General features: G+C 40.8%; 16 protein-coding genes. 5 read left to right on the top strand and 11 right to left on the bottom strand.

Annotation, left to right across the window (positions count from 1 at the left end; translation table 11 throughout):
- Window positions 1-122 precede the first annotated feature (122 nt).
- The 7 genes from speD to ABN702_RS08880 form a co-directional block, all read right to left on the bottom strand.
- Window positions 123-944: an adenosylmethionine decarboxylase gene (gene speD, locus ABN702_RS08910; protein WP_417900342.1), complete on the bottom strand. Its 822-nt coding sequence runs from the start codon at window positions 942-944 to the stop codon at window positions 123-125.
- Between the two features lie 86 nt (window positions 945-1,030).
- Entirely contained in the window at window positions 1,031-1,945 is a 915-nt protein-coding gene (locus ABN702_RS08905; RefSeq protein ID WP_417900341.1) for a CBASS cGAMP-activated phospholipase, read from the bottom strand.
- Between the two features lie 40 nt (window positions 1,946-1,985).
- On the bottom strand, window positions 1,986-2,528 hold the full coding sequence (locus ABN702_RS08900) for a hypothetical protein (RefSeq protein ID WP_417900340.1): 543 nt from the start codon (window positions 2,526-2,528) through the stop codon (window positions 1,986-1,988).
- A complete protein-coding gene (locus tag ABN702_RS08895; protein ID WP_417900339.1) occupies window positions 2,525-3,007 on the bottom strand; it encodes a hypothetical protein in 483 nt (160 codons plus the stop codon). Before ABN702_RS08895 ends, ABN702_RS08900 begins: the two co-directional genes overlap by 4 nt.
- 74 nt (window positions 3,008-3,081) lie before the next feature.
- On the bottom strand, window positions 3,082-4,029 hold the full coding sequence (locus ABN702_RS08890) for an ArsA family ATPase (RefSeq protein ID WP_417900338.1): 948 nt from the start codon (window positions 4,027-4,029) through the stop codon (window positions 3,082-3,084).
- A 10-nt stretch (window positions 4,030-4,039) separates the two neighbouring features.
- Window positions 4,040-4,297, bottom strand: a complete 258-nt coding sequence (locus ABN702_RS08885; RefSeq protein ID WP_417900867.1) for a cory-CC-star protein — start codon at window positions 4,295-4,297, stop codon at window positions 4,040-4,042.
- Between the two features lie 71 nt (window positions 4,298-4,368).
- Window positions 4,369-6,111 (bottom strand): carbon starvation protein A, encoded by a 1,743-nt coding sequence (locus tag ABN702_RS08880; RefSeq protein ID WP_417900337.1) that lies wholly within the window; start codon window positions 6,109-6,111, stop codon window positions 4,369-4,371.
- 361 nt (window positions 6,112-6,472) lie between these two features.
- Here ABN702_RS08880 and ABN702_RS08875 point away from each other — a divergent pair, with 361 nt between their 5' ends.
- Window positions 6,473-7,804, top strand: a complete 1,332-nt coding sequence (locus ABN702_RS08875) for an SGNH/GDSL hydrolase family protein (protein WP_417900336.1) — start codon at window positions 6,473-6,475, stop codon at window positions 7,802-7,804.
- Window positions 7,805-7,873: 69 nt separating this feature from the next.
- On the opposite strand, the gene lsrF is transcribed toward ABN702_RS08875, so the two are convergent.
- Genes lsrF through ABN702_RS08855 form a run of 4 tightly spaced genes read right to left on the bottom strand, consistent with a single transcriptional unit; the run spans window position 7,874 to window position 11,565 of the window.
- Window positions 7,874-8,659, bottom strand: coding sequence for a 3-hydroxy-5-phosphonooxypentane-2,4-dione thiolase (gene lsrF, locus ABN702_RS08870; RefSeq protein WP_417900335.1), 786 nt, complete (start codon window positions 8,657-8,659; stop codon window positions 7,874-7,876).
- Between the two features lie 22 nt (window positions 8,660-8,681).
- The gene (locus ABN702_RS08865) at window positions 8,682-9,035 is read right to left on the bottom strand and encodes a cupin domain-containing protein (RefSeq protein WP_417900334.1); all 354 of its coding nucleotides are present in this window, start codon (window positions 9,033-9,035) and stop codon (window positions 8,682-8,684) included.
- A gap of 24 nt (window positions 9,036-9,059) precedes the next feature.
- Window positions 9,060-10,619, bottom strand: coding sequence for an autoinducer-2 kinase (lsrK, locus tag ABN702_RS08860; RefSeq protein ID WP_417900333.1), 1,560 nt, complete (start codon window positions 10,617-10,619; stop codon window positions 9,060-9,062).
- A 1-nt stretch (window position 10,620) separates the two neighbouring features.
- Window positions 10,621-11,565, bottom strand: coding sequence for a sugar-binding transcriptional regulator (locus ABN702_RS08855; protein ID WP_417900332.1), 945 nt, complete (start codon window positions 11,563-11,565; stop codon window positions 10,621-10,623).
- 264 nt (window positions 11,566-11,829) lie between these two features.
- Between ABN702_RS08855 and ABN702_RS08850 the strand changes: the two genes are divergently transcribed.
- The 4 genes from ABN702_RS08850 to lsrB are packed head-to-tail and all read left to right on the top strand — an operon-like array spanning window position 11,830 to window position 16,416.
- Window positions 11,830-13,338, top strand: coding sequence for a sugar ABC transporter ATP-binding protein (locus ABN702_RS08850; protein WP_417900331.1), 1,509 nt, complete (start codon window positions 11,830-11,832; stop codon window positions 13,336-13,338).
- Window positions 13,335-14,381 (top strand): ABC transporter permease subunit, encoded by a 1,047-nt coding sequence (locus ABN702_RS08845; protein ID WP_417900330.1) that lies wholly within the window; start codon window positions 13,335-13,337, stop codon window positions 14,379-14,381. The genes ABN702_RS08850 and ABN702_RS08845 overlap by 4 nt, the downstream gene beginning before the upstream one ends.
- A gap of 19 nt (window positions 14,382-14,400) precedes the next feature.
- On the top strand, window positions 14,401-15,363 hold the full coding sequence (locus ABN702_RS08840; RefSeq protein ID WP_417900329.1) for an ABC transporter permease: 963 nt from the start codon (window positions 14,401-14,403) through the stop codon (window positions 15,361-15,363).
- A gap of 12 nt (window positions 15,364-15,375) precedes the next feature.
- Window positions 15,376-16,416, top strand: coding sequence for an autoinducer 2 ABC transporter substrate-binding protein LsrB (gene lsrB, locus ABN702_RS08835; protein WP_417900328.1), 1,041 nt, complete (start codon window positions 15,376-15,378; stop codon window positions 16,414-16,416).
- Window positions 16,417-16,551 lie beyond the last annotated feature (135 nt).

Below are 16,551 nucleotides of genomic sequence, written 5' to 3'. Positions count from 1 at the left end.
TGTTTTTTACTATTTATATTTCTTCTGTAAAATACTAGGAAATTCTTACTATATCCTTATTTATTCTTAAAAAAACAAGCCCCGCTAGAATAGGCGGAGGCTTGGTGAAGAAATTTATGTTTTTAATCGGTATGTCCGAAATTTATATTCTTTCCATAGAATATTTCATCCATTTCATTTGTCAGTTTTTCAGTAATTTCATACCTCTCATCATCATTCAGCGATTCTTTGGAAAATCCGAAAAGATAATTATTCAGGTCAAAATCCTTTAGTCGGCACTTAGTGTGAAAGATGTTTTCCTGATAGATATTCACATCAATCATATCATAGAGACTTTTCACATCTTCTGGTATGTAGTTTTGTATCGAATTTATATCATGATCGATGAATAGCTTATTACCGTTGATATCCCTTGTAAACCCACGGACACGGTAATCCATCGTCATGATGTCCGTTTCAAAAGAATGGATGAGATAATTCAGAGCTTTCAAAGGAGAAATCTCTCCACATGTGGAAACATCAATATCAGCGCGGAATGTACTTATTCCTTCTACTGGGTGGTACTCCGGATAGGTATGAACGGTTATATGGCTTTTGTCCAACTGAACTACAACATTATCAGGTAACGGTCCGGGAGATTCTTCATAGGATTCATTCGGCACTTCCACCACAGGACCTTCTGAAACAAGTACAGTCACACTCGCTCCCTGAGGCACATAATCCTGTTTGGCTACATTAAGCACATGGGCTCCAATCAGGTCGGCAACTGTAGTCAGTATCTTTGTCAAACGATCGGCATTATATTGCTCATCGATATAATCAATATAGGCCTCACGCTCTTCCTTTGTTTTCGTATAGCAGATATCATACATGTTGAAACTGAGCGATTTAGTGAGGTTATTGAATTCATGAAGCGTGATTCTCTGCTCTGGAGTGATTTTCAAAGTTACTTCCCCCTTTTTCCTAAGCACTAAATGTGGTAGTGCTTTTATTATTTTTATAGTACCCCTTCCACCTAGGAAAAAAACAATTAGTCCATGGCAAGAAAATCAGATATCTCATCTTTTCGTTCGATAAAGGCCTTTCTACCTGCTTCTATTAACTCATTCATGAAGGTAATGTCGTCAAAAGGCACCTCCCCACCGAGTTCTTTGTTAATGCGGAGATAATTCCCGCCAAGCAGCTGCTTACACTGATAGGTAACGGATTCAGATGACAACTGCAAAGCAAGGTCCAATAGTTTAGGTGTCACCTTCATGGATGGAATATGAAAAGGAAGCCATTGTTTTACGCCCCAGTATTTGTTGTCAGATATAGTAAAATCAATTTTCTGAAGGCCAGTACCAATTGATAATATGTTAATTTCCTTTAGACCGAGTTTAAAGTACCCCAAGGCCTCTGTAATACAAACCATCGATGGATTATTTGCCCAAAGCCCACCGTCGATTGATAAATAGTGATTGCCGATATTGTTTGGTGGAAAGTAGACGGGTGCGGAACAGGAAGATAAAACTGCGTCCCAAAGCTTGATCGTTAGGTCCTTCGAATCTTTATTTCCATAATTGGATCTATGAACAAAAGGTCTTCCATGAGTAACATCAACTGCAGGTATCAATAATGGGGTAGATATGTCAGCCAATGTTCGTTCACCGAAAGCCTGAGTTAAAAATTTTCTAAGATATTTATCGCTGTAGATGCTCTTAAAAAGCCCCACTTTGGCTTGCCTGATAAATATCTTCTCACCAGAATTTATATAGCTCTCCAGTACTTTTTTCATTTCCATTTTTAAGCATACTGAAGCTGCAATGACAGATCCTGTGCTTGTACCTGCAACGACATCAAAGAGTTCCGAAATCGGCTTGTTATACTGATCTTCGATAGCCTGTAATATAGCGATGGCGAAAACACCCCTTATGCCTCCTCCATCTATGCAAAGTATTTTCATTATTTTCACCTTGTTTTTTGTCTTACTAGTTATCTTTTCCTCAACGAAGATACTTATGTGGGATGAATTTGGTCACTGATCTAACTTTGGTGAAGAAGAGAATATTCAGTGCCATGATAAAGACGTAAAAGAAAAAGGAATAGAGTGAGGTCCAATTCTTGAATTGAAAAAGATTGAATTGTAAGGATATCAGTTCCAAAGTAGTAAGGATCATTCCCCAGCATAGAGTGTAGATAAGCCAATTCGGTTGATATTTCGAGTAAAAGTAGATTGCAATGACAATAGGCGGTGGGTATACCAATGTCTGCAGGATTACATCAAAAATTTCTGCTGCATGGGCGTAGTCGATTGTATCGTACATATCCAGAGGTGGTTCTGCAAAAAGAGATTCGAGTGTTGTAGTAAGAAAAAGGTTGAACAAATAAACAGAGAAAACCTCCAATGCCGACAATTGCCTCTCTCTTTTCAGCAAGTAGTAAAGTAAACTGAGTACGAATATGGTGATAACAATGGTATATATTTCATTCTTATCAAACTGCTTCGGTAAAATTGGATCCATGATGTTTGAATACAGATTATTCATGTCTGCATCCTTTCTCTCATTAACAGTCGGTTGATATACTTCTTAATGACAAAGGTAATAAATACGACGATCAAAGCGAATACAATATCGATTACCGGATACCAATTTTTACTATTTCGTTCCAGAATGCCCATGGATAGATAGTATCTTTCACTAGCTACAATAAATGCGACCCATCCAATAATACTGAATGATTTAGATAATTCGTTTTTTGATAGTGACAAGTATAATATCCCTATTAACAAAGCAGGTAAAATGACACCGAAATGCAGCTTTACAGAGATTTTAGCCCATAGACTATCCGCGATACTAATCCGGTCATATGGAGAAAATAATTTATAAAAGGTATTTTGACAAAGGTAGGATGTAAGAAGAAATAATAATACGAGTTCAAAGGCAGAAAACCTTCTTCTGTAGAGGTGAAAAAATAACAATATGAGGATGGAAACGGCAAAAGTGATGGAAAAAGCTAATATCATGAGCGTAACTCCTAAGTTATGACATTTCACTTTTAGTATAACTAAGGAGTTACGATTCATACTTTCCTGGCAAATCACTTTCTATTAAAGGTGAGACCTACAAGTACATCAGCGTATGCTTCCAAATGATTGATTGATGAAATATCATGTTCAAACAAGGGAATATGGATAATTTCCTGCTTTTGGAATTTGTGTGTTATCTGCTGCAGATATTGCGCCTCATTATCCCGCCGGTTCTTCATGAAATCACCGTCTGCATGGGAAGGAATGACTTTGTTGACAATGATTGTTGATACAAGGATATCGTTTTTCTCCAAAACAGCTATGGCTTTTTCTGTTTCAATGATGGGCAGCCGCTCTGCGTTGAGAACAAATGTATATTCCGTGATGGCTGAATCAAGCAGTACATCCCGGACTTTTGCAAATTTCTGTTTCCTTGTCTGCAATTTCTCAAATATGGGATCCTCAATTGGCTCACCATCATTAAGCAATTGAGTGTAATTGTCCTGGACCTTTCTTCTTTTTTCCAACAGTCCGCTTATCCATACATTCATCAGTTCAGGCAACGTCAACAATCGAATGGTATGCCCTGTTGGCGCTGTGTCAAAGATGATATGGTCGTAGTTAATTAATTCATCGAGTATGATTGAGGTGATTTTATCAAAAAGGGCCGCCTCATCTGCACCGGGTGATGCGCTGGCCAAATCAATCTGACGGTATACCTCATTAAGCATAGTGGCTTTTACTAGTCCTTTAATATTGTCTTTCACTTCAGATATGTATCGTTTTGATTCAGTCTGTGGGTTAATTTCAAGGAGGGACAGATGGTCGTTTATCCTCAAAATAGAATCTTTCGGACATACATGAAAGATATCACCTACATTATGAGCCGGGTCAGTTGAAACCAGTAACACCTTTTTATGTTCATTAGACAATTTAAGCGCAATGGCAGAAGCGGTTGTTGATTTTCCCACACCACCCTTCCCTCCAACAAACATTATTTTCTTATGTGTACTCTGCATAATTCTCCTCCTAGCAGCATCGAATTCCGTTCAATGGAGACTTTTCCATCCCCATCCGTAAATGCCAATCATGAAATCGTTCAATGACAAAAGGATAAAGCTCAAGTGTAAAGTAAAACGCAGGGTTTGGAAGGCCAAGCATTTCGGAAAAACATAATAGAGTGAATAGATCTTCTTCATCACGCAGTTCCCTTGCTATTTCCGTACGATGGGGCTGCTGCAATATTTCATCATAGGTAGAAGCCACTTTTTTTAACAGCTCAAGAATTTCCAAATAAAAGCTCCTTTCTGAAATGAAAATGAGGATGATCCATAAAAACGATCATCCTCTTATTCTTTTTACATGGATGGATCGATTGGTGGTGTCTGCTCTTTATTTATAAATGCCTTGAAGGCTTCGAGAATGATCCAGAATACAAATGCCAGGATAATTCCGCCAAGAATGAACAAGAGCATATTAGCATCAGGTTCTCCGAGACCTGACCATTGGAAAACTACTTGTTTAATCATCGCCCACAAGGTCATCACGAAGATGAAAACCATTGGTACGAAGGTGAAGAAGAAATTTCGTCCCTGCCTTTTTAGCCATATGGATATCAGAAGTAAGCTTATTCCTGCCAACAGTTGATTACTTGTTCCGAATAAAGGCCATAACAGGTAACCACCTGATCCAAAGCCATTCGGCCCCTTGGGAAGAAGTACAAGTGCAGCGCTCGACACTACAGCTACGGAGGTAGCAACATGCATATTTGTTAGTGGTTTAAAGTTGTATTCACTTCCAATTTCAGCGATGATATATCGCATCAATCTAAGAGAAGTATCCAAGCTTGTTGCAGCAAAACTTACTACGATGACAGTAACAATCGTCCGTGCAATGTCTGCTGGGATGAATATTCCTGTAGCAAGTTGGGAGGCTCCATTAATGAAGTTCCCCATTCCACCCAAGCTAGCAGCACCGAAATCGGAATAGGCTGCTCTGAAGTCTGCCGCGTTTGCAAACAAGGTAGCTACAGCGATGATGGAAATTAAGGCTAAGATCCCTTCCCCCACTGACCCGAGATAACCAACAAATCTTGCATCAGCCTCTTTGTCCAACTGTTTGGACGTTGTACCGGAAGCAACCAATCCATGGAATCCGGATATGGCTCCACAAGCAATAGTTATAAAGAGCAGGGGAAACCAAGAAACATCACTTACCTCATTTGTCATAGGTGCCGTCAACTCTGGACGTAAAAATACCAAGCCTGCATAAAGCATGATTAACCCTACGACTAATTGGTGTGAGTTAATGTAATCACGCGGCTGTAAAAGCTTCCAGACGGGTAATGTGGAAGCGAAATAGCAATAAATAAGAAGAATGATAATCCATACAAAGAAAGACATGGATACTGCGTCCAGACCAAACATGACAGTGTTGTCCGCTCCACCGAAATAGCTTACTAGATCAATCTGTAAGGCTGGTACTTTACTCGTCAATATAGCTGTACCATACATAATTGCTAATGCAATGATAGACGGAATAAGCATTTTCGCTTTTCTTTTATACACGGCATAACCTATCCAAATTGCAATAGGAATTTCGATAAAGATTGGCAGAACAGATGCCGGAAATTTTATAAAAAGATTGGAAATGACCCATGCAAATACTGCATTTACCATTAACACAAGAATCAAGATGATAAATAGAAACAGCATTTTCGCACGCTTTCCAATGAGACGATCAGTAATAGTCCCGATTGATTGTCCTTTGTTGCGAACCGATAGGACAAGTGTACCAAAGTCATGAACTCCTGCAGCAAATACAGTGCCAAGGACTACCCATAGGAACGCAGGTCCCCATCCCCAGTACACGGCAATGGCAGGTCCAAGAATCGGTGAAGCTCCTGCCACCGAGGAAAAATGATGTCCCCACAGAACCACTTTCTTTGTCGGGACAAAGTCCACACCATCCTCATATCGATGGGCAGGTGTAACATAATTTGGATCCAAGCGATAAATCTTTTCTGCGATGAACTTAGAATAATAACGGTAACCCACAGCAAACACAAAAACACCAATAATCGCCAACCATATGGAATTCACCCATATCCCCCCCTAAATATGTATACAAGAGAATCGTAACTAATCTATGAAAGCGTTGTCAATAATAATTTCAGAAAATTCTTAATAAATAGGAACTGTACTTAAGATTAGGTACTATTTTCAGGAATATAATTCTTAATTGAGAATTTTCTCGGAAGTTTGGAGAAATTCATATTCTACTAAAATTTATTTGGATAAACCATATTTATAGGCAATAAGGTTTATACTACAGGAAGCTATACTAAGAAAACTCTCTTATGAAAATGATAGAATAGTCCTTTTTTTCATATTGTTAATTCTATATAAAGAACTTATAATATGATAGATTCATGAAAAAATTTACTTTTAAGGAGGACTATGGTTGAAGATTAATCGTTTTTCTTTATTGTTTGCTATTTTGCTAGTATTTAATGCTTTTGCTTCCAGCACTGTGTTTGCGGAGGGCGATGCGGAAGAACCACCAACGATTGTTGCGTTGGGTGATTCCATTCCTTATGGATATAACTTAACTGGTGATAACTCTGTTCCCTCAAGTTTAGCTTTTCCAAATTTAATTGCAGGTGGATCTCCAAACGTCCTTAATCTGAGTAGTCCAGGTATTACTTCTGATATACTATTAGCAAATATGAATGAAGAAATGCTCTTGGCTATTAGAGCTTCAGATTTAATAACTTTAAACATTGGTAGTAATGATTTACTTAAGGCTATAGATTATAAGACTCTACTTAAATCTGGTGTACCAATTGATGACACTAAGAAAGCGGAGTTATTACCAAAAGTTACAAAGGCTGCGCAGGACCTTACTGTAAATCTACAGGGAATTATTACAAAAATCAGACAAGAGTCAAATGCTCCTATATTTCTATACAATATCTACAATCCGTTTGGACCAAGTGATGATCAGTTTGCTGGTTCTGTACATAGTTTAGGAAATCTGATTGCAAATAATGTAAATCAATCTGTAATCAATCCATTCTATGCTGTTCCTGGGACATATATCATCGACGCTTATAGTGTATTTGATCAAAATCAAGCAAGCCTCGTCATTCCCGGTGACATTCACCCTAATCAGGTTGGTCACGAAGTTCTAGCTGGTTTAGCTGACCAACAATTGGCTATTCTCTATCCAGAAGAAGAGGTCCCGTCCTTGGAAGTGGCAGTATTTGTTTCTGATGAAGAAGAAACAGAAGGACCAATTGAAGTCTTTATCGAAACAAACAAAAATGACTCGGTTACTGCACTCAAGTGGCTGAAGGGATCTGGTTTGACAGAGGAAAATTTCATCAGTGAAGGCAATGAAATCAGTATGGAAACCTTCTCTTTTACAGTCACCGAAAATGGAACCTACACCGTCTATGTAGAATCCTATGAAGAATTTGTTCTATTGGAGTTCACCATTGATAATATCAAATCTCCACCAGTCGAAGAGGAGGAACCGCCGGTAGAGGAAGAGGAGCCCCCTGTGGAAGAAGTAGAACCACCGGTTGAAGAAGAAAAGCCTCCTGTAAAAGAAGAACCTAAAGAAGAAAAACCACCAGTTAAAGAAGAAACGAAAAAGCCGTCAAATGGTAATAAGCTTCCGAATACAGCTACAAACTCTTATAACTCTCTAGTGATGGGGTCAGGGATGCTTGTGGTAGGTTTTTCTGTAATGGTGACTTCGAGAGTCAGAAGTCGAAAAGTGAATAAATAAAGCAGTAGCCCCCAATTGAAATCAAATGGGGGCTTTTATCGTTATTATGATTATTCACTTTTTCTCAAATCAGGCTTTCACTGCTGAAGACTCATATAGCTCCAATGCTTCCTTGACATTGTAATTTTTCTTGACAATTGCATGAATAGCCTTAATCATTGCTTCCGGTTGCTGGGATTGCCAGATGTTCCGACCCATATCCACTCCCGCTGCCCCTTGGCACATGGCATTGTAGGTAATTTCCAACGCTTCTTTTATCGTATCGAACTTCGGTCCTCCTGCAATGACTATCGGCACAGGACATTTACTTGTCACCTTTTCAAAATCCTCACAATAATAGGTTTTTACAATATCGGCTCCCATTTCCGCCGTCACTCTGGAGGCAAGTGCCAAAAACCTGGTATCCCTTTTTTCAAGCTCTTTCCCCACTGCCGTTATTCCCAGGACAGGAAGACCGAAATCATGCGCTTCACTTACAACGTGGGCGAGATTGGTTATCGTTTGTGTTTCGTATTTCGACCCCACAAAAACGGAAACTCCTACACCCACAACATTGTGGCGGATTGCCTCTTTCATGGACGTGACGATGGTTTCGTTGGACAGATCATTCAACACCGTAGGTCCACCTGATACTCTGAGTACCATCGGCTTTTCTGTATCTTCGGGTATGCATGCAGCAAGAGTGCCTCTGGTTAAGTATAAGGAATCTGTATATGTTAGAAGGTTCTTGACGGTTTCCCCCGGCTTTTCGAGACCGGATATCGGCCCCAGAAAATATCCATGATCTATAGCAAGCATAACTGCCCTTCCATTTGGAAGTATTTTATTTAGTCGGTTCTTAAATCCCCATGTCATAGAACTTCACTCCTTCTTATATCTATATTTGTGGTTTATCGATGACAACTGAGTCATTCTTTCCTATATGCGGTGACTTGATGAAGACAGCTTTAAAAAGTTCTCTGGACTGATTGATCAGATAATGGGAGTCGCCGGGTCTGCATTGAATCATATCTCCCGGTTTCGCTTCCACCCTTTCACTATTAATATAGAAATCAATCTTCCCTTCTAAAATGTAGAAGACCTCCTCGCACTCAGTATGATAATGGTTGGGGAAATCCTGACCAGGCTTCAGTACGACAACTCCGACATCCACATTCGGGCCCTTTGTCAAATATTTGGGGCCGTTATCACCAAAACGGTACTCAAAATCATTTTCATTCACCTTCTTCATGTCTCTCCCTCCTTTCGCTCGTCTCTATAATCCTGGTGCCTTCCACATATGTGATGTTAATCCCCTATCAGCAAGATTCAGCTGTGCTTCATACACCCTCCGCCAATTCTCATAGATTTTTGCATATTCCTGATGATTGACCATTCTTGGCTGGAAGGTACTCTCCCAAACGACAACTTGATCTACTGCATCCTTGATAGATGAATAGATTCCTGCTCCGATAGCTGCATATAATGCGGTACCCAGTGCAGCGGCTTCTTTTATGACAGGCACTTTTACCGGGACACCAAGAACATCGGCAAGAGTCTGGCTCCACAATTTCCCCTTGGAAGCTCCTCCTGCAAATATTACTTCTTCCGGATAGTGACCGGTTACCTCTTCAATTAGCTTTAAGTTTCCTAGTGTGATAAGTGCTGCGTTTTCCTGGAGTGATTTGAACATTTCCATCTTTCCGGTCTTTTGAGGATCGATGCTGAGGTTAATAAAGGACGGTGCTGCATGGCGCCAGGATATATAATTCATGACATCGGAGAATATAGGAATAATCCCGTTAGATCCAGCAGGTACAAGTTTGGCTTTCTCTTCCAATATTTCATAGGCATCCCTGCCGGTTATTTTTGCCTCTTCCACTTCCTTCTCGCAAAAGGCATCCCGGAACCAACGCATAACAAGCCCTGGGAAGAATGCAATAGCTTCCAATTGCCATTGTCCACCAACTGCATGACAATTTACTCTAAGCCTGCCTTCTGGATCAAAATAAGGTTTTTCCACGTTCACCTCTTGCTGCCAAAATGACCCGCCGGAGACGACCGTCTGGTTTGTCGTAATAGCACCAACACCCACTGAAGCCATCTGTGCATCGCCTCCACCTGAAACAACCAGTGTTTCCGGGCTTAATCCAGTCAGAGATGCTGCTTCCTTTGTGACTTTCCCAAGTACCGTTCCTGCTTCATGTACCTTTGGAAAGAAAGTATCCTTGATTCCACACCTTGTAGCAATTTGTTTTTGCCACTGTCTTTTCTCAAGATCAAAAATTCCACTCGTACAACCATTGGATGGATCCACTTGAAGGACGCCTGACAATTTATAGAGTATCCAATCGTTGATCATCGTTATAGATGTGGTTGCTTCGTAGATTTCGGGTTTATGCCTTTTTAACCATAACAGGCGCGGGATGGCACCAAGCGCAAAAGTCTGACCCGACTCGGCATACAATTCCATTTCCAACTTTTCATCCAATAATTTTAAGTCCGAAACCTCTTCTCCAGCTCTTGCATCCACATTTGCACATGCCCATATTTCCTGGCCGTTCCGGTCGTATAAGACAAACCCTTCCCTCATACTTGTCGCACTTAACGCTTTAATTTCTGATGGAAGGATATCTGTTTCCTGCAACACTTCCTTGACGCATTGAATGACCAGGTTCCAATTGTAAACGGTATCAAAGTTCATCGATCCAGGAACATCCTCTTCCAAAAGGTGTGTCCATTCCTTTTGCGACACACCTATTTGTTTTCCGTTACGATCAAATAAAACGGCTCTGATACTTCCTGTTCCTGCATCAAAGGCCAATACGTATTCCATGCTATACGTTCACCTCCATTTTCATTAATGCTCTTGCAGTCGTTTCATCTGTTACTAATGTATGAATATAGCCACCCTTTAAAGCTCCATAAATGGCATCAACCTTTTTTTCCCCTCCGGCAACTGCAAGGACATTATTCATTTCCTTCAATCTGTTAATATTCAATCCTATTAATCTTTTATGGTGTGGCAGTGCAATCACTTTTCCTTCCCGATCATAAAATTGTCCCAGTATGTCTCCGACTGCATGCTGCTGCTTGATAAAGGTAAGTTCATTCAGTGTCATTTTTTCTTCCTGGATGATGGTGGCGTCAGGAGATACCCCTCCTATCCCTACCAAAATGTACTTGGATAGGGTACCAAGCTCCAGGATTTCTTTGATGGAAGGCTCCGACAAGAAGCTTTCCGCCATCTCTTCCGATGAAGCAAGGAAAGGTGCCGGAATGATGGATATATGGTGGAATTTCTCCATTCCTCTATCGGTGGAGCTCCGATTATGGAGATAATAGTTGACCCCGCCTGTCAAAGTGACGACACATACATTCAAGCTGGGATCCAATGTCAGATAATCGATGGTACGTGAGACCGCTTTTCCCCAGCCGAGTCCTATCAGGTCATCAGGCTGAAGCTTGTGATGCAAATATTGTGAAGCTGCCCTTGAAAGACTATCACTCAAATCCTCCATGTTCGGTGGTGTCGGGATGATAAAGGCATTTGCCAATGAAAAAGCCTCTTTGAATTCATTCTCCATGCTTAAGCAATTCGTTCCCATTCCTCTGATATGGAACTGGACAACTCCCTCCAATCTGGCCCGCTCGAGTAGTCTTACCACCTTTGTACGCGAAATCTCCAAAGTTTTAGCAATTTCGTGTTGGGTCAAATTGTCCTTATAGTAATACCATGCAACTTTTATTAGAAGATTTTCGGTAAACTTATCCTGTATCATCTGCTGTACACTCCTCAACAAATGTGCGCCATGTAAACTAATGTTCGTGCTTTATGACCAATATATCCATCATGATTTTATAAAAGAACTGAAAAAAATCTTTCGTAAAAAATAATGAAGTTGCTGGAATAAATGATATATCTGCTGTGTAAATAAATAACAAGCATGCAAAGACAATTGAACAAATTATGAGTGCGGCTTTATTTGTTCAATTGAAAGCGCTTATATTCCATTTGAACCCCTATGAAGGTGGTGAAGGCAAAAATGACGAGCAAATCCGATACACTTCTAAAAGTGGAAGTAATAACTAAAAAATTTTCAGGAAATCAAGTACTAAGTGGAGTTTCTTTATCCTTGGATCATGGAGAGGTCCATGCCATTGTGGGTGGAAATGGAGCAGGAAAATCTACTTTGATGAAAATAATTACCGGTTTATATAAAGCGGATAGCGGCAGGATTATCGTGAAAGGAAACACGGTACAATTTTCGTCCACACATGAAGCACATCAACATGGAATATACCTTGTGCCACAGGAACCGCTCGTTTTTCCCAATATGACGGTTGAAGAGAACATACTCATAGGTATCCCTGGGGAAAAATCCAAATTGCAGAACAAAATCAAAGACCTTACTTCAAAGCTGGGATGGAAGCTGAGCCTTCACGAAACAGCTCTGTCTTTATCCATTGCGGAGAAACAGTTGGTGGAAATCATTCGGGGTCTTGTGAGGGAGGCGGATATATTAATTTTAGACGAACCTACCTCTACTCTTACCTTTGGTGAAATCGACTCCCTTTTTACCACGATCAATCAGTTGAAACAGGAAGGAATCGGCTTATTCTATATCACGCATCGTTTCAGTGAAATTTTTCGGATGGCAGATAAAATTTCCGTCTTGCGTGATGGTGTCATATCCGGTCAAGGTCTTGTTAAAGAATTTACGTATGAAAAGCTTTTAGCCAGTTTACTGCCAGAAAATTCGGGAAATGCATCGAATGCGAGCCATTTCGAAAAGTACGCGGAAGGACACAAAGCATCCAACATATTAGAGGTCACCAACTTGACTGGGCGAGGATTCGAAGAGATTTCCCTCTCCCTTTCACCTGGGGAAATATTAGGAGTTGCAGGAGTGGTTGGTGCTGGACGGACAGAGCTAGCAGAGGCCATTGCTGGAATATCTAAAATCTCAGGCGGTACAATCAATTTCAATAATGAAGAAATCAGCAACTTACCCATAAGGAAAAGGATTGATAAAGGCTTAATCTATGTACCTGAGGACAGGCATAAACATGGAATCTTCTCTCTTACTTCAATTCAAAACAATATATCCTCCACCATCCTTCATCGCCTCAGTAAATTTTTTTTGCCATATAAAACAGAAATCTCTCTTGCGTCGGATTATGTCTCAAAATTTCAAATAAAAGCTACTTCCATTTTTCAGCCTTTGGAAGATCTATCCGGTGGAAATCAGCAAAAGGTGGTGCTTTCAAGGTGTCTTGCTGCTGATCCCAAAGTAATTATATTCGATGAACCTACACGAGGAATTGATGCCAATGCCAGAAAAGACATCTACCATATTATTCATCTATTAAGTCAGCAGGGGTTGGCAGTTCTTCTCATTTCGTCTGACATCGAAGAAATTGTCAGCCTTAGCGATAGGGTCGTCATCCTCTATGAAGGTAAGCTTGTAAAGACCCTGCAAAAAGCAGAGCTATCACCTGATACTATCGCTGCATATGCATTTGGGGTAAATAGTGAGGTGATTCATAAATGACCCCTCTATTCTTGCGGTTACTCAAGGCCCGGGAGATCTCAATAGTCTTGCTATTGTTTGTTTACATTCTCTTTGTAAGCAGCATCAATACTGACCTTTTCTCCAGAGACTCTTTCTCCCTGTTAATAAAAGCAAGTGTCATTCTCCTTGTTTTGGCTGTTGGCCAGTCTTTTGTCCTGTTCACTTCTAATATAGATGTATCGGTAGGATCCACCATGGGATTGTCAGCGGCAGTATGCGGGGTTCTTTTAACTTCGGGTGTGGAACTTTGGATTGTTCTTCCTGTTGTTCTTTTCGTTGGCTGTCTGGTTGGATTGGTGAATGGCATCGGGGTATCTTATCTGAAGGTTCCTTCGATCATTATGACACTCGGGATGCTTGGTGTAATCAGAGGAATCATGCTGATTTATACCAAAGGCATGTGGATTGAAAATATCCCGAACTACTATAAAAAGTTGGCAAATCTAAAGCTAATGGGAATCAACCTTTCTGTCTGGATTGTCCTACTTCTGTTGGTGCTCGCGCATGTCTGGCTTACTAAATCTCGACTTGGCCGATTCTTCTTTGCGGTTGGAGATAATAAGGATGGTGCGAGTCTTGTAGGTATTCCAGTACAGAAAGTAACCGTTTTGGCATTCATTCTTTCAGGAATGTCTGCTGCCATAGCCGGTTTGATATTTGTTATGAACATCGGATTTGTTCCCAATCAAACCGGAACAGGCATAGAGCTGCAGGTTATAGCAGCTGCTGTTCTTGGTGGTGTCAGTTTAACCGGTGGATTAGGAACCGTCCTTGGTGCTGGGCTTGGTGCACTCTTTCTGACAACCATTACAAATTCTTTAATCTATTTAAAAATACCTGCATACTGGAACAATGCCATTTTTGGCTTATTGCTTTTATTGATTGTCATTGGCGACTCGAAATTTCAATCTATCATTAAAAGTCAGAGCTTAAAAAAACGGGAACATCATAAAAGATTAGCAGACAAATCCATAATCAATGGGGGTGGTGATTCTGAAAAAGAGCTTAATGATCTTACGTAAGTGGGAGGGCATTCTTCTCTTGCTCATAATAGTTGAATGTTTCTTGTTCGGAATGCTCTCTCCCGGTTTCCTGCAATTTAATAATCTTTTATATAGCATGAATGACTTTGCCTATATCGCGCTTGCTGCCATACCATTGACATTTGTCATAATTACTGGTGGCATCGACGTCTCTATCGGATCCATTATGGGTCTCACTTCCATCGTTCTTGGTGTCCTATGGATGAACGGAATCTCTATCTGGATTGCCCTCCTGCTGGCACTTCTCATTGCGGTAATTGCAGGCGGAATAAATGGAAGTTTAGTTGCTTTTTCCAATGTTCAGCCTTTGGTAGTAACATTAGGCGGCATGTTTTTGTTTTCAGGAGTAGGTCTGGTGATCTCTGGTGGATCTAGTGCCTCAGGTTATGAAGGCATCAGCGGTTTTCCTTCCTCCTTTGTGGATATCGCCAACGGTCAATTCCTGAACCTGCCGAATCCGATCTGGCTGATTGTTGGAAGTGTTATATTCTTCGGGATTCTACTCCATTACACACGTTATGGAAGAAACGTGTTCCTGGTGGGGATCAATATAAAAGCTTCACGGTACAGTGGCATTCCTATCAAGTGGACGGTCATGAGTACGTATATGCTATCCGGCCTTGGAGGTGGTATCGGAGGAATCATCTTAACATCCTATTTCAGTTCTGCCAGATCGGATCTTGGATCCGAAGCGGTGCTTCCGGTCATTACGGCGGTAGTTTTAGGAGGAACAAGCATTTTTGGTGGGAAGGGAAGTATTCTTGGGACAGCGATTGCCTGTATTTTCATCGGGATCATGCAATATGGTCTTCAGATGCTGGGACTATCCAGTTCTTACATCAGTGTCGTGATAGGGACTATCCTGATTCTTGCAGTAATATTAAAGTACTCCAATTGGCAATCTCTGTATCATCTATTCGAAAACTTCAGTAAAGATAAACAACTTCCAGATAAGAAATAAGGGGGATATCACATGTCACGAATTAAATTAGTCGGTATATTCATTATTATTCTAGTTTTAGGCAGCTTTCTGATGGCTTGTAATAAAGATGAGAAAAGCAAGGATGATGTCAAACTGGCGTTCATACCAAAACTTACAGGCGTGGGATTCTTCACATCCGGTGGTCAAGGCGCAAAAGAAATGGCGGATTCTTTGGAAGTGGAATTGAAATATGATGGTCCAAGTGAAGCGACGGTTGCAGGCCAGGTTCAATACATCAACAATTTCGTGAATCAGGGCTATGATGCCCTCATGATTTCCTCAGTATCTGTGGACGGTCTGAGCCAGGCATTAAAGCGTGCAAAGGATAAGGGCGTGAAAATCTTGACATGGGATTCCGATGTGAATCCGGAGGATCGCTCCTTCTACATCAACCAAGGAACACCGGAACAGTTGGCAGAATTGTTGATTAAAATGACATCTGACCAGATTGGTGATACGGGTAAAGTGGCGTTCTTCTATTCCAGCCCAACCGTTACCGACCAAAATCAATGGGTAACGAAAGCGAAGGAAATCATTGCAGCAGACTATCCTGGCTGGGAAATTGTGACCACCCAGTTTGGGGAAAATGATGCCCAAAAATCATTATCCGTTGGGGAAAGCATTCTTCAAACCTATCAGGATATAGATGCCATCATCTGTCCAGACGCAACCGCCCTGCCTGCCATGGCTCAGGCAGCAGAGAATCTTGGCAAGGACGGCGAAGTTGTGATCACAGGATTCTCTACACCGAATGTTATGAGAGACTATGTTAAACGGGACACGGTCAAGCAATTCGGTCTATGGGATGTAAAAAAGCAAGGTGCTTTAGCGGCATATGTGGCATATCTTATGACGGTTGAAGGTAAAGAGCTGAAGGTTGGAGATGAATTTGAAGTTCCGGATATCGGAAAAGTGAAAATTGAGCCGAACTCCATCCAGGGGTATGATTATGAAGCGGAAGATAGCGGAATCATTCTTCTTCCTGAGCGTGTGGTATTTACGAAGGATAATATCGATGATTATGATTTCTAAATAATAACATAAAAAGGACGGTTGGCGAATGGTATTCGCAGCCGTCCTTTTTACATTTGCTATAATCCTACTTTCTGCTAGGTTTTATGTCAAAGTTAATTGCAGTTTCACGCATGATAATCTTGAGGTAAAAGA

Origin of the sequence: Bacillus haimaensis, from assembly GCF_048270625.1 — a bacterium.
Classification (GTDB): Bacteria; Bacillota; Bacilli; order Bacillales; family Bacillaceae_I; genus Sutcliffiella_A; species Sutcliffiella_A haimaensis.
This window is presented reverse-complemented; position numbering and strand designations above follow the sequence as displayed.

Bases quoted from the DNA above. Each gene is read 5' to 3' on its own strand.
- ABN702_RS08905 (WP_417900341.1), bottom strand. From the start codon at position 1,945: ATGAAAATACTTTGCATAGATGGAGGAGGCATAAGGGGTGTTTTCGCC.
- ABN702_RS08900 (WP_417900340.1), bottom strand. From the start codon at position 2,528: ATGAATAATCTGTATTCAAACATCATGGATCCAATTTTACCGAAGCAG.
- ABN702_RS08895 (WP_417900339.1), bottom strand. From the start codon at position 3,007: ATGATATTAGCTTTTTCCATCACTTTTGCCGTTTCCATCCTCATATTG.
- ABN702_RS08890 (WP_417900338.1), bottom strand. From the start codon at position 4,029: ATGCAGAGTACACATAAGAAAATAATGTTTGTTGGAGGGAAGGGTGGT.
- lsrF (WP_417900335.1), bottom strand. From the start codon at position 8,659: ATGACATGGGGATTTAAGAACCGACTAAATAAAATACTTCCAAATGGA.
- ABN702_RS08865 (WP_417900334.1), bottom strand. From the start codon at position 9,035: ATGAAGAAGGTGAATGAAAATGATTTTGAGTACCGTTTTGGTGATAAC.
- lsrK (WP_417900333.1), bottom strand. From the start codon at position 10,619: ATGGAATACGTATTGGCCTTTGATGCAGGAACAGGAAGTATCAGAGCC.
- ABN702_RS08855 (WP_417900332.1), bottom strand. From the start codon at position 11,565: ATGATACAGGATAAGTTTACCGAAAATCTTCTAATAAAAGTTGCATGG.
- ABN702_RS08850 (WP_417900331.1), top strand. From the start codon at position 11,830: ATGACGAGCAAATCCGATACACTTCTAAAAGTGGAAGTAATAACTAAA.
- ABN702_RS08845 (WP_417900330.1), top strand. From the start codon at position 13,335: ATGACCCCTCTATTCTTGCGGTTACTCAAGGCCCGGGAGATCTCAATA.
- lsrB (WP_417900328.1), top strand. From the start codon at position 15,376: ATGTCACGAATTAAATTAGTCGGTATATTCATTATTATTCTAGTTTTA.